Below are 21,485 nucleotides of genomic sequence, written 5' to 3' on the forward strand. Positions count from 1 at the left end.
AGTTGTAATATATTAGTAGCTTAGGGTAAATTGTCTTTACCAGCTGGCCGGTAGAGACAATTATAATGACCCTAATGAGTTAAACACGAAAATTAAAAACTAAGTTATAATGGAGAACATGAGTAAGAAAAGAAGAGTTTAAAGCCCGGTAGTGCTGAAATTGTTGAGAGAAGCCTTTTCAAAAAGCAGGCAAGACATTGACAAGTATCGATGTCTCGGATAATATATAAGCATATTGATGTTTATCAATATATAAACATACAAATGAGGCGGTTGAATTGGAAAAAAATTATCAAGATTATGCTTTAGCGATGAAAGCGTTATCTGATGAAACAAGATTGAAAATATTTGACATGTTGGGCAATGGGGAACTATGTGCTTGTAAGATTCTCGAAGCGTTCAACATAACCCAATCCACGCTTTCTTATCACATGAAGATCTTATGTGAAAGCAGTCTGGTGAATGCCAGGCGGGACGGCATTTGGATGAGGTATTCTATCAATGAAAGTAAACTTGAAGTCATTGCCCGCTTTTTTAATAAGGTCACAAAAAAATTAAAAGTAACAAAAAGTAACAATTCGAATGAAACGAATAAACAGCAAGAAGGTGACTTAAATGGTATTTGAATGGCTAAACAACCAATTGCTCAGGATGGAATGGCTTTCGAATTTGGTAAAACTTTTGGTTGAGAATGTATTTGGGCTTAGCATCCAGGATCGCTGGGGAGGCGGCCTTCATTTTTTTATCTATGACGTTCTTAAAATATTTATTTTGCTAGCCGTTTTGATCTTTCTCATTTCTTATATTCAAAGTTTTTTCCCGCCGGAAAGAACCAAAAAAATACTCGGCAGGTTTAACGGTATTTCAGGAAATATTTTAGGTGCTTTACTCGGCACGGTGACGCCTTTTTGCTCCTGTTCTTCTATTCCGCTTTTTATTGGCTTTACCAGCGCGGGGCTTCCCGTCGGTGTTACTTTCTCGTTCTTAATATCATCCCCCTTGGTGGATTTGGCTTCGGTGCTTTTGCTGGCAAGTATCTTTAATTGGACCATTGCCATTGCCTACGTTGTTGTTGGTTTGATTCTGGCAGTGATCGGCGGAACCGTGATTAGCAAAGCAAAGCTGGAAAAGTATGTAGAACCGTTTGTATTCAGCAATAAAATGCCGGAAATAGAACCGGAGCGGTTAACAACTCGGGAAAGGCTGGATTTGGCTAAAGATCAGGTTCGTGATATTGTGAGAAGAGTGTGGGTATATATTCTAATCGGTGTCGGTATAGGTGCTGCGATTCACAACTTTATTCCTGAAAATATCATTTCCTTACTTCTGGGTCAGGATAAATGGTATTCGGTATTGTTGGCTACTTTTGTAGGGGTCCCGATGTATGCAGATATTTTTGGGACGCTGCCGATTGCGGAAGCGTTAGTGGCCAAGGGCGTTGGTCTGGGAACTGCTTTATCCTTCATGATGGCTGTAACTGCACTTTCTCTGCCGTCTTTGATCATGCTCAAGAAAGTCGTAAAAATGAAACTACTCGTCATATTTGCAGGGATTGTAACCATTGGTATTCTTATCATCGGCTATACATTTAATGCCTTAGGATATTTGCTCATGTAAGGGGTTATAATATTTAAATTTTCAAGTAAAAGGGGCGTATTAAATATGATGATTAAAATTTTAGGATCTGGCTGCAAAAATTGCGTTACCCTTGCTGAAAATACCAGAATTGCTTTGGAAGAAGTGGGCCTTGCTGCCGAAGTAATCAAAGTTACCGATATTCAAGACATCATAGCCTATGGTGTGATGTCCACACCAGCCCTGGTTATTGACGAAAAGGTGGTATCTTTTGGGAAAGTTCTAAAACCCAAGGAGATCGTAAAAATTTTAGAAACTGCGAGGTAGAAAAAAGATGCTATCAATCTCATAAAATAGTTTCGTGTGATTAAAAGCGAGTACAACTCAAGAAGTACTCGCTTGTTTTTAGCGGAATAGCGTGGATAGTTTTATTTTTAGTCCGCCTTAGTAGGAAATAGCAAGAAAATGTCGAATGAGATATTAATTGACTCATAAATGATTATTGGGGAGTCACGCTATGGATAAATTAACAGTTGTTTTTGAATCAACGCTCAGCGCAATCGAGAACGGTAAAGAAGAAATATTCGACATCTATGAGATGACCCGCAACGAAATACAGCGGTTAAAAAAAGAACTGGAATTTATGCGCAGGGAAATCGAAGACACGATCAAAATGGTGGATACCCAGTTTATGAAAGAAAAACGCTTCCGTCGGAAGCTGATGGAAGTCAACAAGAACTTCGATAAGTTCAATGAGAAGCAGATGCTCGAAGCGTATTCGGAAACGAAGGATGCACAGGTAGAGCTGCAACTGCTCCAGGCGAAAGAGCTTCAGCTGCGTTCCCGCAGGGATGAAATCGAAAGAACGTTAAAAAATTTGGATATCACAGTGATTAAGGCTGAGGAGCTGATGAGCCAGGTCAGTCTTGCCCTGCGGCTTTTAAAAGAAGGAATCAGTGAGATCAGTCAGTTCTATAGCAGTGACCAGAGAAAAGAAACAGCTTTTCAGATCATCAAGGCTCAGGAAGAAGAACGCCTGAGGGTCGCCCGTGAAGTCCACGACGGTCCCGCCCAGAGTCTGGCTAACATTGTTCTGCGTCTGGAAATAGCCGAGAAGCTTCTGGAACTTGATCACCGCCAGGTAGAAAAAGAATTGAAAGAACTGAATATGCTGGTCAGGGATAATCTGAAGGATATCCGCAGAATCATTTTCGGACTCAGGCCAATTCCTTTAAATGGGGCGGGAATTGTTGATACCATCAATCATTATATGAAAAACTTTGAAAAAACGTATGGGCTGACCTGTGAACTTATCGTGGAAGGACAAGAAAGGGAGCTTGATTCCTCCGTAGAAGTAGCCCTTTTCCGATTGGTTCAGGAAGGGATGACCAATGTGGCAAAACATGCGGAATCCCCGAAGTGCAGGGTTCATTTGAATTTTCAGGATGACAGGATTGTCGGTCAGATTATCGATGATGGTAAAGGATTTGATATCAGCAATGGCTTGGATAATTCCGGTGCCCATTTCGGCTTGATTGGAATTAATGAGCGAATTCAGGCTTACTCCGGACAATTATCGATTCAATCAGAACCGGGCAAGGGTACTGTTGTTACGTTTAACATTCCATATTCTGAATAAAAGGAGGAAAGGATCAAAATGATAAGGGTTGTAATTGCCGATGATCACCCGCTTCTCAGGGAAGGATTACGCAGAATTCTGGAATTTGAAGAAGGTATTCAGGTTGTATCCGAAGTCGGAGATGGTCAAGGGGCAATTAATATGGCGAGGAAGACGCCGTTTGATGTTCTGCTGATGGATTTGAATATGCCTGGGGTAAATGGTCTCGAAGCCTGTAAAGTCATCAGAAGGGAATTCCCGAACATTGGGATTTTAATTCTTACTGTCGATGACTCGGATGAAAAAGTGTTCCAGGTATTACAGCTCGGGGTAGCTGGATACCTGCTGAAAGACGTCATTCCGAAAGCCCTGGTTGATTCCATCCGCAAAGTATATGCTGGAGAACCCATTTTATCTCCGTCGGTAACCGGCAAACTGCTTGGCCAGCTTTCCAATCCGAACAGTCCAAAAGATCATTTCGGATTAAGCAACAGGGAAATGGAGATACTTACCTATGTGGTCAAAGGCTCGTCAAATAAAGATATTGGCTTAACGCTATTTATAAGTGAAAAAACAGTCAAAAATCATCTTTCCAGTATCTTTAGAAAACTAGGGGTTGAAGACCGCACTCAGGCTGCTTTGAAAGCAGTGAAGACGAAACTTATTACACTGGAATAAATTTTTTTGTGGCTTCACAAGGCTGCAGAAGGGAATACGAATGAAGCTTTGTTTTTATGGTGCCAGTCAGACTGTGACGGGGTCTTGTTATTTGTTGGAATCAGCAGATACCAGAATCCTGATTGACTGTGGAATGTTTCAGGGTTCCAAGATCATGAAAGAACTGAATTATGGCGCGTTTCCGTTTGATCCCAACCTTCTTGACGCTGTGATCTTAACGCACGCCCATATTGACCATTCCGGGCTTATTCCGAAGCTCATCAAAAAAGGTTTTAGCGGGCCGATCTATGCGACGGCGGAAACCATAGAACTATGTTCTGTGATGCTGCCTGACAGCGGGCACATCCAGGAAATGGAGGTCACCAGAAAAAACCGCAAGCACAGCAGGATGGATGTTCCATCAATCGAACCGATTTACACGATTGAAGATGCGGTGAATGCTCAAAAGCACTTTGTCGAGGCGGCCTATAATCAAAAGACCGCGATCTCGCAATCGCTGTCCTTTCAGTTTGTTGATGCCGGGCATATCTTGGGCTCAGCCCATGTCATTGTCAGTGTCAAAGAAAACAACACGACGAAAACCATTGCATTTTCCGGAGATATCGGGACTTCCGGTCAGCCTTATGTCGAAGATCCCGAAGGAATTAAAGAAGCGTGTCTTAAGGATCCTGATGGTATACGAGATGCCTGTATGATTGTGATGGAAACAACCTACGGCAACCGGATTCACCCGGATAAAACCAATCGAATGGAAAACCTGGCCAGGGTCATTAATAATGCCCACCAAAAAGGCGGCAATATTATCATTCCGGCTTTTGCCATAAATCGGACACAGGACCTTTTGTACTATCTGCGCAAACTTCAAGATGACAAAAAAATTCCGGTAATGCCGATCTACATCGATAGTCCGCTGGCTGTTGCAGCGACGAGAATATTTGGGCGGAATACCCGGAATTTTGATCAGGAAACCAAGCAGCTGCTGGAGGCTGGCCAAAGCCCGTTTGCCATGCCGAATCTTTACTTGAGTGAAACCGCGGAGGATTCGATCCGGCTGAATGCGATACAGGGCGGCGCGATCATCATTTCGGCTAGCGGGATGGCTGATGCCGGAAGAATCAAGCATCATTTGAAACATAATCTGTGGCGGTACGATGCCACGGTCATCTTTGTCGGTTATCAGGCCCAAGGGACACTTGGCCGGTTTTTAACTGACGGTGCCAAAGAAGTGACTATCCACGGAGAGAAAGTCGCGGTCAACGCCGAAATCGTTGCGTTCCAAGGTTTTTCAGCGCATGCGGACCAGAATGAATTGCTGGCGTGGCTTAAAGCCGCCGGCGGCAACGCAGATCATCTCATCCTGGTCCATGGCGAAGATGATGCGATTCAGGCGTTTTCATCTCTGGTCCAGCAAAAATTCGGGATTGCGCCAATCATTCCGGAACTGGGTGAATGCCTGGAGATAGCGGACGGCGAAATCAAGCGTCTGAAACCTTCCAAGCCCTGGCTAAAGGAAATTGAAGATAGGATGGGTTATCCTGCACCTCAGGAATGGCAGTCACACCCGTCCAAATCTGTTAAGCAAAGATCTTCAGAAGAAGGATCAGGGGGAAGAATCTTCAAACGCCGGAGAAAAGTTCTGCTTTCCGAAGCAAACAGGGCCTATACCAAACTACGCAAAGACCTGAAACTATTCATTGATAGGAACAATGAGCGCAAAGACTATGAAAACCTGATTGATACCTTTGAGAGCATTTCCGATCTTTTAAAAACAAGAATGAAACGGTAAACCGAATCAGATCCAGGCATACTCCGAGGTCTGACGCTTAATCCCTGACAGAAAACGCATGATCTCTTCGCGCCGTTTTACAGCGATTCTCCTGCCGGTCTTGGAGTACACTTTTTTGGGCAGTGCTTCAGCGAAAGTCTGCGCCCGCATTAAAGCCTCATCGGGACTCGGGATCAGCTCGTCCTGTCCGACAAGGCTCAGCAGTTTCATTAATCCGATGTTTCCGAGGTTATCAAGGATATTGGCGTCCCGTAAATAAATAGCCTCGTCACTGTTGCCCGGCTCAGAATAATACATGTGGCATTCAATGGCGTCCAGAATTTTTGCCAGTTTTTCCTGCTCAAAGTGATAGCTCTTCAACAGGTTCATCGCGACGCCTTTTGATCTGAGGGTATGATCGACGTTGGGAAGCGCGTACATCGGGTACTTTCCGGTATCGTGAAGCATTGCAGAAATATAAAGTACTTCGTCATTCAGGTTGAGATGCTGAGATAATTCTTTGGATAAATGATAGACCCGCTGACAGTGTTTCCAGCCAAGAGCCGGATGCGCACCGGATTGGTTGATAATTTGAAATAGTTCTTTGGAGATATCCATATCCTGCACCACCTTTCTGTTAAGTATTACGGCAAAAAAACGCAAAAGTCCTTCCAATACATGGAAAAAATGTCGTCATAAAAATTGTTTTTCCTCCTAAAATCTTTAGGATTTTAGGACAGTAATAGTGTAATATATAGAATAGTAGCAATAATGCCAATAATTTTTTTTTCTAACATCAATGAATGGTATGAGGTGGTAGCAATGTCAAAAAACAAGGTATACGGGGGCTTTTGTCAAGCTCTTTTATTTTCCGGTTCCGTTTCGATTCCCAATCTTATTCTTGATCATTATACGGAACTTGGAATCGGTCACAAGGAAATGATGCTGATGATTCATATGATGACTGAGACAAGTACGAACAGTGATCGTATTGAGGAACAGATCACCAAGAAAATGGGACTCTCGGTTGAAGAATACAAAATCATGATCCAGAATCTCCAGACCAGAGGACTGCTTTCTGTCAATAGCCGCAAAGCGAAAAACGGCACGAATCGTGAATATGATTTCAGTGGGCTGATCGATCAGTTATTGGAATTATGGGGAATCAATGAGTTTAAGCAGATGTCCTCAGGCAGTGAACGTAATGGCAAAATGAATATAGAGAATATGCCGGACCTTTCTCAGGCTAAGCTGACTTCGCTGTTTGAACAGGAATTAGGCAGGCCGTTAACCGGTCTGGAGTGTGAACATATTGAAAAATGGCTGATGGCCTCGTATTCCGAAGAACTGATTATTGAGGCTTTACGAAGAGGCGTTGGCGCCGGGATTCGGAGTTTCCGCTATCTCGATTCTATTTTAAGAGAGTGGGAGAAGAAGGGGATCAAAACACGTCTGGAAGTCGAGGCTGAGGACCAAAATTTCCAGTCCAGACAAAATAAAAAAAATGACAAACCGTTGAAAGGCGCACCAAAAATCAAAAGCAAATATGATAATATTTATCTCTAGTAGCACGTTCTGAGAATGATTATACAAATTGCAGAGATAAGCTCTTGTATATGAACTATTTTATTAGGGCTTGTCTGCGTGCCACAATTCCGCTTTCGGCCGTTGCGTCCTCCGTGACGCGTCGCTCCTTGCCATCCATGGCATCGCGACATTAGGCCATCCGTGGCCGTCAAAAGGCCGCGCTACGCACTCCATGCTCCGCTTGACGCTGGAACTGTGGCACGCAGACTAATAAACAGGCATGTTAGGGCTTGGCTGCGATCCCCAGACTGATTATCGGATTAGACAAGCAGGTCTGATCGTCGGAATGTATCTCATTATTTGTGGAGTTATTTTAAGAACATTTTCTCGCATGTTAAAATGGTATTTGAAATATAGGTAGATAGACATCATTGAAGGGTAACGAAATTGTTGTCAGAGGAGGGATCTCATCTGGAAAGAACAGATCGTATCATTGGAAGAGTGCTGCCGAATCAGGGAAACACGAACATGGAAGATCGGATTGCAACGGATTTGGATAAAACAAATCGGAATGAATCGGAGATAAAGATTCAGCCGACTGTTCAGCACGAAACAAATATTGAAGCCGGTGCTGTCTGCCCGCTCTGCGGAGACAGGGGAATCGTCCTGAATGGAGATACAGCGGTACCCTGTTCGTGTATGGAGAAAAAGAGGATTGTAAACAGCTTTAAATATGCACGTCTGTCCAGGGAACTAATGAACTGCCGTTTTGAAAAATTCAGCCTCGAATACTATCGGAACACCCAGCAGGATCAGGAAGATTACCTGAATGCCCAAAAAGCACTGAAAGCCGCCAGGGAGTTTGTCAAAAATGTCCGGACAAATCCCCATGAAGTCGGGCTGCTCTTCACGGGCTCCGTCGGAAGTGGCAAAACGTTTCTGGCAGCTTCCATCGCGAATGAAATTCTGGAAAATAATCACAAGCTGCTCTTTTTGATTGTCCCGGACCTTTTGGATGAACTGCGCGCTACATTCAGTAATAAAAGTGAAAATACGGAATACGACTTGCTGGATATTGCCAGAACCGTACCGATTTTGATTCTCGATGACCTGGGTGCGCATAATTATACCGAATGGTCCCGCAACCGGATCTACTCCATCTTGAATTACCGGATGAACGAGCAGCTGCCGACTGTCATTACGACCAATCTTGATTTTGATGAGATCGATCATTATCTGGGAGAACGAACCTGCTCCCGGCTTCTTCAGATGTGCAGGATTTTCCGCTTGTCTGCACCGCAGGACATCCGGATGCAGAATTATTTAAAACGGGAAGGATTAAAAAAGGATAAAAAATAAGCGTCCAATTAGAAAAAACGCTAAGATATTTTCCTAAGCTGTCTGCTTAAGGCGAATTTCCTCAAATCATAAGGATTTTTTGGGTATAAACCTATGCATGTCCATGAAAAGCATGCATAGGTTTTCTATTAGAAATGGTTTTATGGAGGTGCAGACAATTGGCTAAATTCTTTATTATTAAGAGAAAGTATTTGTTTGTCGGAGGACTGGTCATATTGGTTGCTCTTATTGGCCTTATGGGCAGCTTGATCGGAAATACGGAGATCGTTTCCACTCCGGAACAAACAGAACCTGAGATTAAAATTGTAAGTATTGATTTTGATCCTCAAATTGTCATCCGGGACATCACTTACGGAGAGGAAATGTTTAAGGGAGTCCAGATCCTACCGGCAAGTCATTTTAAAGTCTCTGCGATCATCCAAAACATGACCGAAAACACGATGACCAATGTGCCGGTTGTCCTGACCATTCAGTCCCTGGAAGATAAAAATAAGCAGGTCAGCAAGGAAGGGATTATACCGACACTGGAACCCGGAGCAACAGCTAAAATTGCCTTTGAAAATATTGAAGCCTTAGGTGATGCAACCGGCAAGAGTGCGACGGCAGGCCAGCATGAGATGGTACTGGCAATCAAAGCCAATCTCGAAGGCGGTGCGTCTCAAAATACGGAAGCCAGGGTGGTCTTCAATGTTGATTCGTCGATAAAGTCCTGACTTTATCGAACCATGTAACCGTAGTAAAACGGAGTGTAAGGAAAAATCATTGCTTAGAACCTTATAAATATAGTATCATTAAGTGTCTGGTACCTTTTAATCAAAAAATTCTTGGTACGAAAGCACTTATTTTTTTGCTTTGCCAAATAGTATAATAGAACTGTTGATCGATTTCTTGATGGAGTAAAGGGACTAAATGAAAAGAGCCATACTGATTAGCCAGGAAAAACAAATCAATGAATTGAATGCCGTCCTGCCTTTGGCCAATTATCAGGCGATCGCGAGGACTGACAGTGGTATAGAGGCTCTGCGCATGGCGCAGCGGGTTGAGCCTGACCTGATCATCTGCGGAGGGGATATCCAGGGGATTTCCCCGCTTGATCTCGTTCAGAATCTCGTTCATGCCAATATTTGTCCGGTTATTTTCGTGCTTGATCAAAAGGATTATGTGAACCTGGATTTTGCGTTGAAAACCAATGTCCACCATATCATGACGGCTCCGCTCAGAGCGATAGATGTCGTCTCCGGGATTGCCCAGGCTGAACACCGGTTTAACAGAGAAATAGAACAGCGCAAAGAAATGAATAAATTAAATGATGAGCTTAAAACAAGAAAACTGGTGTATCAGGCGATTTTAATCCTGATTGCAGGCGGGATGGATGAAGAAACAGCCTATGCCTCGATTCGAACAGAAGCGATGACCTCAAGAAAAACAATTCGGGCAATCGCTGCCGATGTCGTAAAAGGAACGTGGAGACCTTGATAACAAAAAAACAATTTCTGATCCGGTTCATCGTTGGGAATATGCTGTTGTTCATCCTCTTAGGGCCTTTCATTGTCTTTTATGGTCCTTTTCATTCGTTGACGTATGTTACGGTCGGAACGATTCTGACGTCCCGCCATCCTCAGGTAGCGGATTTTTTTTTATCGGATGAAAAAATTGCTGAAATTACCCAGAAATACGGAAATACGTCAGTTACCGTGGAACCTGTCATTCAGCATATTGACCATAAGATTGACGATGAAGAAAACGGGATTAGGATAGAAAATATTGAAGGCAAATATTTTAAAGGCATCGTCATGCTCGTACGTGACCCTCTTCAGATCGAAGTTGCCGTTACCAAAGAGATTGGCATAGCCGGACAGCGCTTATCGGAACTGGTCACTGCGGAGGGCGCAGTAGCCGGTATGAATGCCGGCGGCTTTTATGATCCGAATTCGCAGGGGAACGGTGCTTATCCGGATGGGATCACCGTCAGGGACGGGCAGCTCATTCATGAAAATCTGAACGCGGCTAAAGGTGCGAATCTGATCGGTTTTAACAAAGAAGGAAAACTGATACTCCGGACAGTCTCTGCCAAGGAACTCTCCTCAGGGATTATCGGGGATCTTGGGATTCGGCATGCGGTCAGCTTCGAGCCAAACCTTATTCTGAACGGAGAACCACAGATTAAAGGCGACGGCGGCTGGGGACTCGCTCCCAGGACGGGAATCGGGCAAAAAGCCGACGGTACGGTTATTTTCGTTGTGATAGACGGCAGACAGCCTGACTGGAGTATGGGAGCCACGCTGCGGGATCTGATGAATATATTTATTGAATATGGAGCCGAAAATGCAGCGAATCTTGACGGCGGTTCTTCAACGGAATTGTTCTATCAAGGTCAGATTGTCAATAAACTCTGGAACATCTACGGCGAACGCTATATGCCTACAGCTTTTGTGGTGATGCCGGAAAAGAAACCTAGAGGGGTGGGGCAAAATTGAAAAGACGATGGATCATCTGGCTGTTATTACCTTCCCTGGTATTACAGCTTGCTGTTTATGCGCTGCTGAACTGGCAAGCAGAACAGCTGTTAAACCCTTCTTTGCATATTAATCAGGCGTATGTTCTGAAAACGGATCTTAGTCAGGCGTACGGCTTTGCGTTGTCTTACAATAAAAAGTTATTGGCCTATCAAGCGGGACGTTATCTTGAAGTCATTGATTTGACGACGAACACGAAGATCTTCTCAAAGTGCCCGGAAGAGGACGCAGCAAAGATCGCCGGCTTCGCTTGGCTTCCGGACCGGAACGGTATGGTCTATCTGATCAGGGAGCAGAACAAGAACGCCGTAACAAGCTTATATTCTGTGGATTTCAGCACCGGCTCTTCTGAATTGAACAGCTTTGAACCGATGCTGGACAGGGAATTAAGCCTCGCGGTCAATCAGGTGCTGCAAATTGAAATGTCGACCTATACGAACAAGCTATTTATCTTGTTTAAGGATGACAATCAGACCCGCCAGCTGATTACAATGGATATCATGAAGACCCTGAACAGGGTGAATCAGCAGGGAGAAGAAATCCTAAACATTGCGGTTTCCAATAAATTCGGCAGCATCTATGCAGAGAGCAGAATGGGGACGGACAAGGCGATTGATGTTTATCAGGCCGGCAGTAAGAACCCTATTTCTGTTGACCCTGAAGATACGCTGCTTGGCTGTCGTGACGACAAAATCTATGTTGGTAAAGTCAGCGGGAACATCCTTCAGGAGGTGACCGTTTATCAAGTACAGCCATCCGGCCCGGCGATGACGGAAGCCGTGGTCTGGCAAGGGGAGATTCCGTATGCGGAGACAGAAACAAAAATCAGCAATACGAATCAGGTTATAATCAAAAGCAAGGGACGCCTGGACGTCATTTTCGCTAACGGTAAACATCAATGGCTGAGATTACCGGATGTGTCCGCTACAGAATCCAATGCGGTCATCATCTTAGCTCCAACGGGTGATTTGTACCTGGAGCTTTTGCCGGGAAACGAGAAGTCTGTTTATTACTGGAGGGAAGTATAGTCCATGCCGATTTTTAAAGTTAACGAGGTACTAGTCCAATGATGGAGAATATGCCTGAAAAGGTCTTAAATGAATATAACCGGGCCCGCTTAAATGAAGAAGCCGTCAATATAGAAAAAGTATATTTTTATAAAACAGACAAACGCGTCAATCCACGGCAGGAAGAGCCGTTCCTGTTAACGCGCGGGGAGCTTCCGGTGCTGGTGTCCGCGCCGCATGCGGTCAGGCATTACAGGCAGAAAAAGATCCTGATGTCGGATCAGTTCACCGGCTCGGTTGTCTTCCTGTTAAACAAATTGACGGGATGCCATGCCATAGCAGCGACAAAGCTCTACGGCGGAGACCCGAATGCCGACGATCCCTGCATGTATAAAGACCGGATCGCCAGCTTCTGCCGTGAAAAGAAAGTAAAGGTTGTTCTGGACATTCATGGGGCTGCCCGGGAGAGAGATTTCGATGTGGACCTGGGCACAAATCAAAAGAAGAACCTGCTTGGCAAGGCGAATATTTTGGAAATCCTGGAACAAAACTTCCGGGATTTCGGCTTAGCCAGAGTTTCGACGGACTTTTTTGCCGCTTCCGGCGCGAATACCGTCTCCCATTTTGTCTCACACGAACTGGGAATTCCGGCAGTACAGATAGAGATCAATAAACATTACCGTGTTCCAGCTCAGAATGCCTTGGGGTTTCACCGTCTAATAGGTGCCCTGGCGGAAAGTGTAAAACGACTGGCCTGAACGCGGCCAATGCGTACTTAAAATTTTCTGATCAGGAAATTAATAGCCAGGCACGATCCGTGAATTAATGAGATAGAATAAACCAACAATTAATGTTGGGGAGGTATCTTATATGGTTCCGGGCACAAGCTCATTAACTCAGGATTTGGTCAGGGCTATCAACGGAGAGTATAGCGCGATCGCCTGTTACGCCAAGCTGGCTGAAAAAGCGCCGAATCAGGAAATAAGAAAACAAATCCTGGAGATCCGCCAGGACGAGGTGCGGCATTATCACATATTTTCGCAGATATTTACTGAAATCACAGGGACAAAACCAAACCCTCAGATGACTGAAGAATGTCCTGCCGCTTACAGGGCGGCTCTAAAGTCTGCCTTTCAGGATGAGCAGCATACGGTTGATTTCTATCATAATGTGGCTGAAAAGACACAGGATCCTTTTATCAGGGAACAATTCAAAAGAGCAGCCGCCGATGAGCAAAACCATGCAGTCTGGTTCTTGTGGTTTTTAAAAGTCTAAAGAAAGCTCACAGCCCCATATGCCGCAGATCGTAGCCGGTGGGGCTTTGATAAATCCGCAGCTCAAACTCCGGAACAATGGCCAGGATATGGTCAAAAATATCGGCCTGGACGGTTTCATAGCTTTCCCAGGATGTATCCTTGGTAAACGCATAGATTTCGATCGGAATCCCGTACTCGGTCACCGGAAGCTGACGTGCCATCCTGGTCATTTCCGGGTGGATCTCCGGGTGGTTTTCAAGATAGGTCTGAAGGTAGGCCCGAAACGTACCAATGTTCGTAAGTCTTCTGCCGTTTACGAGCTGAGCAGGATCAATGTTATGTTCCAGGTTGTATTTCTCAAGCTCCCGTTTTTTATTCTCGATATACTCAGAAAGATATCGGAATTCCTTGAACTTCGCCAGCATATCATCGGTGCAGAAACGGATGCTGGAACTGTCAACAAAAATAGATCTCTTAATTCTTCTGCCGCCGGATTCCTGCATACCGCGCCAGTTTTTAAAGGAATCGGAGATCAGGGCATACGACGGAATTGTTGTAATCGTATTATCAAAGTTTCTGACTTTGACGGTGTTCAGGGAAATGTCCGTAACGTCTCCGTCAGCGCCGTACTTGGGCATTTCTATCCAGTCACCGATCCTGAGCATATCATTGGAAGACAGCTGAATCCCCGCTACCAGACCTAGAAGAGAATCCTTGAAGATCAAGAGGATGATTGCCGTTACTGCTCCAATTCCGCTTAGCAGAAGGAGAGGGGAACGGTCAATCATCGTAGCAATCATCCAGATGCCGCCGATGAGCCAGACGACTATTTTCAGGGCCTGGACGATGCTGCGGATCGGTTTGAACCGGGAAGCTTCAAAAGTCCGATAAATATCGTCAATCGCGTCAAGCAAAGCGAGCATGGCCAATGTGCCGGCCACAATGATGTAAATAATCGCTATTTTTTGAATGAAGCCGGAATATTCCGGGAACAGTCCGGCTACGGCGTAGATTACAATTGCCGGGATCATATGCGCCAGGCGTCTGAAGACTTTCCTGCCAAGAAGCTTATCATCCCAGAGGATTTTGTTGCGATGGATGTAGAAAGCAAGGATTCGCAGGAATACTTGCTTTGTAACGATGAAGGCCAAAATACTGACCAGCAGAACCATAACCACCGCTGCGGCATTCGCGATCAGGACTGCAGCCGTTTCTTCAATTCCTTTGTAAATCAGCCATTGGTCCAGATTGAATATCATACGCACTACCTTCTGCTTAGAATTATTGGCCAGCGTTCACGGTAGCCTCAGCAGCAGTGCCTTTAACAGAAGCGGCGGAGGCATTCTCAGCTTTATTATCCGTGGAAACGTCCTGACCGGTACCCAGCCCGCTGTCCGGAGTGGGGTCTTCGTTATTGATGGCTGTGACCTGATTTTCCAAGGCTTCGAGCATTTCACGGATTTGTTTGATTTGTTCCAGAACACTCTTCAGTTCTGTTTTCGTGGTATCAGTTCCGTCCCCTGCGCCGGATTCCTCAAGCGGTTTCTCTTGCAGCGTATTCAAAGACGGTACAGAACGACCGAAGATTCCTTTCAATCCTTCTTCCAGCGTATCGGCCATGACAATTTTATCTTCATAGACGACCACAATGCGCTTCATTTCGGGAATACTGCCGCTGGTCGTAGACTGCAGATAAATGGGCTCCACAAACAAGATATTTCCGCCAATCGGCAATACCAGCAGATTTCCTCTGAGAACGCTCGATCCTTTTTGGTCCCATAACGCAAACTGCTGGGAAATTTCGGGATCCTGATCGATTCTGGACTCAACTTGGAACGGACCGTCGATCTCTATATTTTTGGGCATCTTATATAAGACAAGTTTTCCGTAATTCTCGCCATCCATTCTGGCTCCCAGCCAGGACACAAGATTATTTCTGCTGTTCGACGCGCTGGAGGCCGGGGTAAAAGGCTGCATCAGCACGAATTCTTCCTTTGTTTCCCCGGGAAGTTTCATGATCACGTAATACGGTTCCACATTTTGTTCTGCTGAACCGTAGATTTCCTTCGCTACATTCCAGGCATCTTCTTTATTATAGAAGACTTTGGTATTGGTCATATGAAACGTATTCAGCATGTCGCATTGGATTTTGAACATCGTTTCCGGATAGCGCAGGTGAGATTTTAAGGAATAGGGCATTTCCGAGTTACTTTTGAATACACCCGGGAAAATCTTTTGATAAGTCTTAAGAATAGGATCTTCTTCGTCAATCGCGTAGAAATCAACAGTACCGTCATAAGCATCAATAACGACTTTAACGGAATTGCGGATATAGTTAAAACCTTGGGTGGAGTTTTTACTGGAGTAAGGAATTTTATCCGTTGTCGTATAGGCGTCAATAATCCATTTAATCCTGCCGTTGTCAATCACGGTATAAGGATCATCGTCATACGTCAGAAACGGCGCCAGTTTCTTGACCCGGTCCAAAATATTCCGGTTCAGAAGAAGCTTGCTTTCCGAAGTCACTTCTCCGGCCAGATAAAAACGCGGAGTCATTTGATGAAGAGACAGCATCAGTTTGTTAAAAGCAGTAAACGGGATACCCGTCTTGCCGGCATAGTTGTTCATCGCGTAATCATTGCCAAGGGGATAATCAAATTCTTTGGATTTGGTGTCGGCAACGACCCAGTCATTCGTCAGTTCGCCAAAGTAGATCCGTGGTTCGGTAATCTTCAGTTCCTCATAGTCTGTTTGTGGCGGCACATTGCTTACCGCAAAAGCAGGAAGCCCTTTGGTAGTGACGGCATTGGCGAACGAAGCGGTTAAGCCGAAACCATGCGTGTATTTAAACCGGGTATTAATAAAGGTCAAAGCTTTCGGATCAAGGTCCTGAACCGAGATTTCCCTCGCTGAGAGCATAACCTGGCGATACGTACCACCAATATTGTACCGGTCAACATCAATATCATTAAATTTATAGTATTGGCGAATTCCCTGTTTTTGGTTGTAAATCTGCTGCATTGGACGGGGATCGTTCAGGCGTACGTTATTCAGAGTCCCAACCTCATCTTTTAAGTCTTGCGCAGTAACCGTATCAACCCCGGTGTAGTCCTGTTCCGCGATTTTATCCAGACCGTAGGCATAGCGGGTCATTTGGATCTCGCTGGCAATATACGGCGTTTCTTTTTCCAGCTCGTTCGGAACGACAACCATGGACTGGAGCATTGTAGGAAAGACTCCCGAAGTGAAAAGTGAAAAGACAATCAGAAACATAATCGGCATGGTCAGCAAACGGGAATCTTTCCGAAAAAACGCGATAAGGGAGAACAGAAAACAGACCAAACTCACAACGACCAGGATCTTAAAAACCGGAAGCGAGGCATAGATGTCACTGTATCCGGCACCGATGACGTGGCCTCTATGCGAGTAAACGAGTTCATAGGCGCTGATATAGTAGCCAAAGCCTTTCAGCGCAAAAAGAATGGTTAAAAGAACCCCAAGGTGTCTTCTGGCCGTAGGACTGATGACGACAACATCTTTCTTCCAGATCCGGATGGAATGGAAGCGGACGACCCCTGTCATAATATAAAAAAGTGCGGTAAACAAGGTTAAAATAAGGATTGGAGAGAAAAATGCGTTATAAATGGTCTCAAAGAAAGGAAGCTTAAACACAAAGAAACCAAGATCCTGATTAAACAGCGGGTCGGAATAATTAAAGGAAGAGGCATTTACAAAGGACAGAAAATCAAGCCAGCCGGTAAAACCGACGATGAAGCTCACAATAATACTGATCACGGCAGATAAAACAAGCAGGGAAATGGTAACCCTGCGCGGACTGACAGCAGGCGGAAGGTTGACTTCTTCGACCAGTCTGATCCTTTTACGGAATCTTTCATTGTAAAACGTTGTAAACGCATGTCTTCCCGACATCAGTGTTGCGAAAATCACTAAAAACAACATTGTTCCGTTAATGGCCTGAATAAGTACTTTGCTGAAGAACGGTGTCCAGAATAGAGTTGCGTACCCTAAGTCGGTAAACCACAGCCAGTCTTCGTAGAATCCGCTCAAGGCCGAAAGCACAGCAATAATAATGATGAGTAAAACGAGTACCTTGAGACCAGGTTTTAAAATAGATTTCCCGCGCATATTTCCCTCCTGAGTTAAATTGTTCAAATCACAGAAATGTATGTAACATCTGCATATTTATTTTTTATTGTTGGCAATATATTCATAGTTTATCATAAAATTCACCTTATTGGCTTCCTGAAAATAAATTTCTGAGCTATACTTTTAATAAACATAGAAATTAAGCTGAGAATAAAACAAAAGGTTGGTGCAGCAATGTATGATCTGATTATTATCGGAGGCGGCCCTGCAGGGCTTACAGCAGCCATTTATGCGGCAAGGGGCGGATTAAAAACAGCAGTCGTCGAATCCATGATGCCGGGCGGGCAGGCAGCGGCGACGGAAAGAATTGAAAATTATCCGGGATTTCCGGAAGGGATTACCGGCTTCGATTTAATGAATGCTTTTTATAAACAAGCCATGAATCAGGGCGCCGAATTCATTTTCGAACCGGTCCTGCATCTGGATCTTCAGAAAGAAATGAAGACGGTTGTGACCGGACAGCAAACCCTGGAAGCGAAAGCGATGATCATTGCTGCCGGATCCAAGCCGCGTTTTTTGGGCGTAGCGGGAGAAGATACCTTTCACGGACGCGGCGTATCGTATTGTGCCACTTGTGATGGAGCGTTTTATAAAGGAAAGAAAGTCGCTGTCATCGGCGGCGGAAACGCCGCGCTTGAGGAAGGTGTCTACCTGACGAAGTTTGCATCTGAAGTCTATATCGTTCACCGCCGAAAAGAATTCAGAGCTTCGCAGATAGCAGCCCAAAGGGCGAAAGAAAACCCGAAAGTTAAGTTTGTTCTGGACAGTGTTGTTCAGGAGATCGCCGGTAATGATAAAGTACAAAAAATAATTCTTAAGAATGCCAGTTCCGGGGCTGTGGAAGAAATCGAGGTTGACGGTGTCTTTATTTATATCGGCACCGAACCAAATACCAAGTTTACGTCAGAATACTTCGAAGTCGATCAATATGGGTATATTATCACAGATGCTTTGCTGAAAACAAATATTAATGGAGTCTATGCGGCCGGAGATATCCGTAATACCCCTTTGAGGCAGGTTGCAACCGCAGTCGGGGATGGAGCGCTTGCGGCAGTTCAGGTTGAAAAGTATCTGGCGAAAATGGAATAGAAACACGTAAAAATAATCAGACAATTATTACCATGTACAGACACTTTAGCAGTGTTTCTCCATATCCTATAACAAAAAGGAGGTATGGAGATGTACTTCGGAAGAAAATCCGGCTATATGAATCAGCCGCCGGCTGTAAATATGATGAATCAGCCTGATATGACCGGTATGATGAATCAGCCTGAGATGACTGGTATGATGAACCAGCAGGATATGATGGGCATGATGAACCCGGAAATGATGTCTCAGTATGAACAGATGGGTCCTGAAGGCATGTATGCGGAGCAGACGCAGTCAGGGTATACCTGCGATCCATGCGGCTGTACACCTTATTATGAACACATGGAGGTTCATAAGCCGCTGCCGGAAGTTTATGTCGTTCAAAAAGGGGATACCGTTTACAAAATTGCGCAGAGATATGGACTGGATTGGCGTGAACTTGCTGGGTATAACCATCTAGGCAATCCTGATCTTATCTATCCCGGTGAAAGACTTTTTATTCCTCCCAGATATTAAGTGAATCATGTTCCCGCGTCAGGTGCGGAGGACAAAACTGGCAGCCGGATACACATTCAGGGTTCTTAAGGTGCACACATTCCGGCTGCCGTCTTTCTCATAAACTTTCAAGTGAATGCCGATAAACATGGGCATTTTTAATCATTAAGCAGTGCGCTTCTCTTTTTCTTGCAGCGTCAAAGACAAAATTTACATTGAATGCTTTCGTTTAATTGGGGGAGAATAGATTCAAGCTCACAGATCTTAGCAAGGTGGTTTTTATTTAATTGCCATCGATAGTTAAGATTATGTGAGCTTTTGATGTTTTGGATCTTATCAACTTGAAAACATATGGTAAAATAGAAGCAGAGCATCATGACAGGAAAGGAACAACACCGTGAAAAAAACGAAGCAGTATTTTTACCGGGAGTGGGTTATCTATGGCCTGCTCATCGGTTTGAGCGTCTTAATATTAGGAAGACTGTTTTATCTCCAGGTTATCAATTCCGCAGAGTTAAAGGCCAGAGGTGCAGATTTCCAGGCGATAAGACAGACCATGCTTTATGAGCGGGGAACCATTATGGATGCACAGGGCAATGTGCTGGCAAAAAGTGTACCGGTGAAGGATGTCTATGCCGATCCGAGAATGCTGGATACATCCATTGCCAAGGATAAAACGCTGACAAGCGAGCAAATATTACAAAAAAAAGAGAAAATTGCTGAAAATATTGCGGCCATTTTGGGGGAAGATAAAAATGATATTCTTACCCTGCTGCGAAAAGACTTGGCATGGGTCAGCCTGAAACGGCAGGTAGATATCAGTACGGTGGAAAAAATTAAAGAACTTGATATTCAAGGGATCGGCTTCAGTGATAATTATAAAAGAAGCTATCCGGCAGGGGAGATGGGAGCGGCTATACTTGGTATCGTCAATATGGCTGGAGACGGGGTTGAAGGTCTGGAGTATTCCTACAACGCCGAGCTTAAAGGGGAAGCAAATTTAGAGAATCCGGTAGAAACGGATCAAAACAATGAGATTCAGGATAATGTACAGTCAGGGGACAATTTAACCCTGACCCTCGATTCCACCATTCAGCATCTCATTGAACACGAACTGGATGATATTGTCGCAGAAACCAAGCCACAGAGAGCCGTTATCCTGGCCATGGATCCCAAGACCGGCAAAATACTCGGTATGGGCTCCAGACCGTCCTATGATCCGAGCAACTATGCCTCCACCAAACCGGATCAAAGGAAAAACCTGGCCATCAGCATGATTTATGAACCCGGGTCTACGTTTAAAATCATCACCGGATCGGCAGCACTCGAAGAAAATGCCATTAATACGACCCAGCTCTTCAAAGATCCGGGCTATTGGGTTGTCGGGGGCCGCAGGATCACAAACTGGGATTCCGACAGAAAGGCGCATGGCAACATTACTTTCGTCGATGGCATGAAGCTGTCTTCCAACGTTGTACTTGCCCAGGTCGGACAAAAACTAGGCAGAGACCTATTCTATACATACTTAAAGTCTTTTGGCTTCGGAAGTCTGACAGATATTGATATTTCCGGTGAAGAAAGAGGCCTATTGATTGACAAGAGCAGGGTCAAAAGCCTTGAACTGGCGACCATGTCGTTCGGTCAGGCCAACCTTGTCACCCCGATCCAGCTCTTAACGGCGATCTGTGCGGTGGCCAACGGAGGCCAGCTCATGCAGCCGTATATTGTAGAAAACATTAAGAATAAGGACGGGGAGATCGTCAGTAAAACCCAGCCGAAGGTTGTCCGTCAGGTTATTTCCGAGACAACCAGCAAGACCATGAGCGATATCCTCGTGAGTGTCGTCGACAGCGGTACAGGAAGCCGGGCAAAAATTCCCGGAATTAAAGTTGCCGGCAAAACCGGAACCGCCCAGAAAATTGATCCGAAAACCGGAAAGTACTCGGATACCGATTATATCGTCTCTTTTGTCGGCTATGCGCCGGCTGACGATCCGAAGATTGCAGTATTGGTCGTTATTGATACGCCGCATGCTCCGGTCGTCCAGGGGGGAACACTCGGTGGACCGCGCGTTAAAAATATTATCGAGGGCACTTTGCAATACTATGGTGTGCCGGTTTCCGCTGAGACCCCGAGTGATCTTACCAAGGTTGACCCTGACGCTTTGGTGGAGGAAGCGGCTGCGAAAAATGGTAATACAGCAGCAGACAAGAACAGTACCCCTGCCAGGCAGGCCGGGGAAGGCGAAGTGCTTGTACCTGATCTGAAAGGACTGACCATCAGACAAGCCGGCGAATTACTAGGAAAACTGGATTTGCGCTATGAATTCGGCGGCAGCGGCCTCGCCTATAAACAGTCACCGGAGGCCGGCAAAGTTGTCAATCGGGGAGATACGATCGAAGTTCTGTTTGGGACAGGTAAGTAGCTTCGATT

Annotated in this window: 20 protein-coding genes; 17 read left to right on the plus strand and 3 right to left on the minus strand. The window is 45.0% G+C overall.

Annotated features, from left to right (window positions below):
- The first annotated feature begins 278 nt into the window (after positions 1-278).
- From AAH944_RS06960 to AAH944_RS06985, 6 genes are all read left to right on the plus strand, one after another.
- Positions 279-626 (plus strand): ArsR/SmtB family transcription factor, encoded by a 348-nt coding sequence (locus AAH944_RS06960; RefSeq protein WP_415537552.1) that lies wholly within the window; start codon positions 279-281, stop codon positions 624-626.
- Positions 616-1,617, plus strand: a complete 1,002-nt coding sequence (locus AAH944_RS06965) for a permease (protein ID WP_415537554.1) — start codon at positions 616-618, stop codon at positions 1,615-1,617. The genes AAH944_RS06960 and AAH944_RS06965 overlap by 11 nt, the downstream gene beginning before the upstream one ends.
- Before the next feature lie 45 nt (positions 1,618-1,662).
- Entirely contained in the window at positions 1,663-1,902 is a 240-nt protein-coding gene (locus AAH944_RS06970) for a thioredoxin family protein (RefSeq protein ID WP_019225335.1), read from the plus strand.
- 190 nt (positions 1,903-2,092) lie between these two features.
- On the plus strand, positions 2,093-3,214 hold the full coding sequence (locus AAH944_RS06975; RefSeq protein ID WP_415537556.1) for a sensor histidine kinase: 1,122 nt from the start codon (positions 2,093-2,095) through the stop codon (positions 3,212-3,214).
- An 18-nt stretch (positions 3,215-3,232) separates the two neighbouring features.
- Positions 3,233-3,871, plus strand: coding sequence for a response regulator (locus AAH944_RS06980; protein WP_415537558.1), 639 nt, complete (start codon positions 3,233-3,235; stop codon positions 3,869-3,871).
- Positions 3,872-3,911: 40 nt separating this feature from the next.
- Complete coding sequence (locus AAH944_RS06985) at positions 3,912-5,657, plus strand: MBL fold metallo-hydrolase RNA specificity domain-containing protein (RefSeq protein ID WP_415537560.1); 1,746 nt, start codon at positions 3,912-3,914, stop codon at positions 5,655-5,657.
- Between the two features lie 6 nt (positions 5,658-5,663).
- Here AAH944_RS06985 and AAH944_RS06990 read toward each other — a convergent pair whose 3' ends face one another.
- A complete protein-coding gene (locus AAH944_RS06990) occupies positions 5,664-6,254 on the minus strand; it encodes an HD domain-containing protein (RefSeq protein ID WP_015042643.1) in 591 nt (196 codons plus the stop codon).
- 204 nt (positions 6,255-6,458) lie between these two features.
- Between AAH944_RS06990 and AAH944_RS06995 the strand changes: the two genes are divergently transcribed.
- The 8 genes from AAH944_RS06995 (at position 6,459) to AAH944_RS07030 (ending at position 13,320) form a co-directional block, all read left to right on the plus strand.
- Positions 6,459-7,202, plus strand: coding sequence for a DnaD domain-containing protein (locus AAH944_RS06995; RefSeq protein WP_415537562.1), 744 nt, complete (start codon positions 6,459-6,461; stop codon positions 7,200-7,202).
- Positions 7,203-7,691: 489 nt separating this feature from the next.
- Positions 7,692-8,522, plus strand: a complete 831-nt coding sequence (locus AAH944_RS07000; protein WP_415537564.1) for an ATP-binding protein — start codon at positions 7,692-7,694, stop codon at positions 8,520-8,522.
- Between the two features lie 158 nt (positions 8,523-8,680).
- The gene (locus AAH944_RS07005) at positions 8,681-9,235 is read left to right on the plus strand and encodes a hypothetical protein (protein WP_415537566.1); all 555 of its coding nucleotides are present in this window, start codon (positions 8,681-8,683) and stop codon (positions 9,233-9,235) included.
- Positions 9,236-9,431: 196 nt separating this feature from the next.
- Positions 9,432-9,998: an ANTAR domain-containing response regulator gene (locus tag AAH944_RS07010; RefSeq protein WP_415537568.1), complete on the plus strand. Its 567-nt coding sequence runs from the start codon at positions 9,432-9,434 to the stop codon at positions 9,996-9,998.
- Complete coding sequence (locus AAH944_RS07015; protein WP_415537813.1) at positions 9,995-10,999, plus strand: phosphodiester glycosidase family protein; 1,005 nt, start codon at positions 9,995-9,997, stop codon at positions 10,997-10,999. The genes AAH944_RS07010 and AAH944_RS07015 overlap by 4 nt, the downstream gene beginning before the upstream one ends.
- Positions 10,996-12,066 carry a hypothetical protein gene (locus AAH944_RS07020; protein ID WP_415537570.1) on the plus strand — a complete coding sequence of 357 codons (1,071 nt, stop codon included), beginning with the start codon at positions 10,996-10,998 and terminating at the stop codon, positions 12,064-12,066. Before AAH944_RS07015 ends, AAH944_RS07020 begins: the two co-directional genes overlap by 4 nt.
- A 38-nt stretch (positions 12,067-12,104) precedes the next feature.
- Positions 12,105-12,803, plus strand: coding sequence for a hypothetical protein (locus AAH944_RS07025; protein ID WP_415537572.1), 699 nt, complete (start codon positions 12,105-12,107; stop codon positions 12,801-12,803).
- 112 nt (positions 12,804-12,915) lie between these two features.
- Entirely contained in the window at positions 12,916-13,320 is a 405-nt protein-coding gene (locus AAH944_RS07030; protein WP_368292473.1) for a ferritin family protein, read from the plus strand.
- 7 nt (positions 13,321-13,327) lie between these two features.
- Here AAH944_RS07030 and AAH944_RS07035 read toward each other — a convergent pair whose 3' ends face one another.
- Together AAH944_RS07035 and AAH944_RS07040 are read right to left on the minus strand one after the other, a co-directional pair.
- Positions 13,328-14,560 carry a mechanosensitive ion channel family protein gene (locus tag AAH944_RS07035; RefSeq protein WP_415537574.1) on the minus strand — a complete coding sequence of 411 codons (1,233 nt, stop codon included), beginning with the start codon at positions 14,558-14,560 and terminating at the stop codon, positions 13,328-13,330.
- Positions 14,561-14,582: 22 nt separating this feature from the next.
- A complete protein-coding gene (locus tag AAH944_RS07040; RefSeq protein ID WP_415537576.1) occupies positions 14,583-17,447 on the minus strand; it encodes a UPF0182 family protein in 2,865 nt (954 codons plus the stop codon).
- A 195-nt stretch (positions 17,448-17,642) separates the two neighbouring features.
- Here AAH944_RS07040 and trxB point away from each other — a divergent pair, with 195 nt between their 5' ends.
- From trxB to AAH944_RS07055, 3 genes are all read left to right on the plus strand, one after another.
- Positions 17,643-18,557 carry a thioredoxin-disulfide reductase gene (trxB, locus tag AAH944_RS07045; RefSeq protein WP_415537578.1) on the plus strand — a complete coding sequence of 305 codons (915 nt, stop codon included), beginning with the start codon at positions 17,643-17,645 and terminating at the stop codon, positions 18,555-18,557.
- Between the two features lie 90 nt (positions 18,558-18,647).
- Complete coding sequence (locus tag AAH944_RS07050; protein ID WP_019225348.1) at positions 18,648-19,073, plus strand: LysM peptidoglycan-binding domain-containing protein; 426 nt, start codon at positions 18,648-18,650, stop codon at positions 19,071-19,073.
- Between the two features lie 376 nt (positions 19,074-19,449).
- Positions 19,450-21,477 carry a penicillin-binding protein gene (locus AAH944_RS07055; RefSeq protein ID WP_415537580.1) on the plus strand — a complete coding sequence of 676 codons (2,028 nt, stop codon included), beginning with the start codon at positions 19,450-19,452 and terminating at the stop codon, positions 21,475-21,477.
- Positions 21,478-21,485: the final 8 nt, after the last annotated feature.

It is taken from the genome of Dehalobacter sp. CP (assembly GCF_047652685.1).
In the GTDB taxonomy this organism is placed as follows: Bacteria; Bacillota; Desulfitobacteriia; order Desulfitobacteriales; family Syntrophobotulaceae; genus Dehalobacter.

Coding starts and splice junctions, on each gene's coding strand:
- AAH944_RS06965 (WP_415537554.1), top strand. CDS start 616: ATGGTATTTGAATGGCTAAACAACCAATTGCTCAGGATGGAATGGCTT.
- AAH944_RS06970 (WP_019225335.1), top strand. CDS start 1,663: ATGATGATTAAAATTTTAGGATCTGGCTGCAAAAATTGCGTTACCCTT.
- AAH944_RS06975 (WP_415537556.1), top strand. CDS start 2,093: ATGGATAAATTAACAGTTGTTTTTGAATCAACGCTCAGCGCAATCGAG.
- AAH944_RS06980 (WP_415537558.1), top strand. CDS start 3,233: ATGATAAGGGTTGTAATTGCCGATGATCACCCGCTTCTCAGGGAAGGA.
- AAH944_RS06985 (WP_415537560.1), top strand. CDS start 3,912: ATGAAGCTTTGTTTTTATGGTGCCAGTCAGACTGTGACGGGGTCTTGT.
- AAH944_RS06990 (WP_015042643.1), bottom strand. CDS start 6,254: ATGGATATCTCCAAAGAACTATTTCAAATTATCAACCAATCCGGTGCG.
- AAH944_RS06995 (WP_415537562.1), top strand. CDS start 6,459: ATGTCAAAAAACAAGGTATACGGGGGCTTTTGTCAAGCTCTTTTATTT.
- AAH944_RS07000 (WP_415537564.1), top strand. CDS start 7,692: ATGGAAGATCGGATTGCAACGGATTTGGATAAAACAAATCGGAATGAA.
- AAH944_RS07010 (WP_415537568.1), top strand. CDS start 9,432: ATGAAAAGAGCCATACTGATTAGCCAGGAAAAACAAATCAATGAATTG.
- AAH944_RS07025 (WP_415537572.1), top strand. CDS start 12,105: ATGATGGAGAATATGCCTGAAAAGGTCTTAAATGAATATAACCGGGCC.
- AAH944_RS07030 (WP_368292473.1), top strand. CDS start 12,916: ATGGTTCCGGGCACAAGCTCATTAACTCAGGATTTGGTCAGGGCTATC.
- AAH944_RS07035 (WP_415537574.1), bottom strand. CDS start 14,560: ATGATATTCAATCTGGACCAATGGCTGATTTACAAAGGAATTGAAGAA.
- AAH944_RS07040 (WP_415537576.1), bottom strand. CDS start 17,447: ATGCGCGGGAAATCTATTTTAAAACCTGGTCTCAAGGTACTCGTTTTA.
- trxB (WP_415537578.1), top strand. CDS start 17,643: ATGTATGATCTGATTATTATCGGAGGCGGCCCTGCAGGGCTTACAGCA.
- AAH944_RS07050 (WP_019225348.1), top strand. CDS start 18,648: ATGTACTTCGGAAGAAAATCCGGCTATATGAATCAGCCGCCGGCTGTA.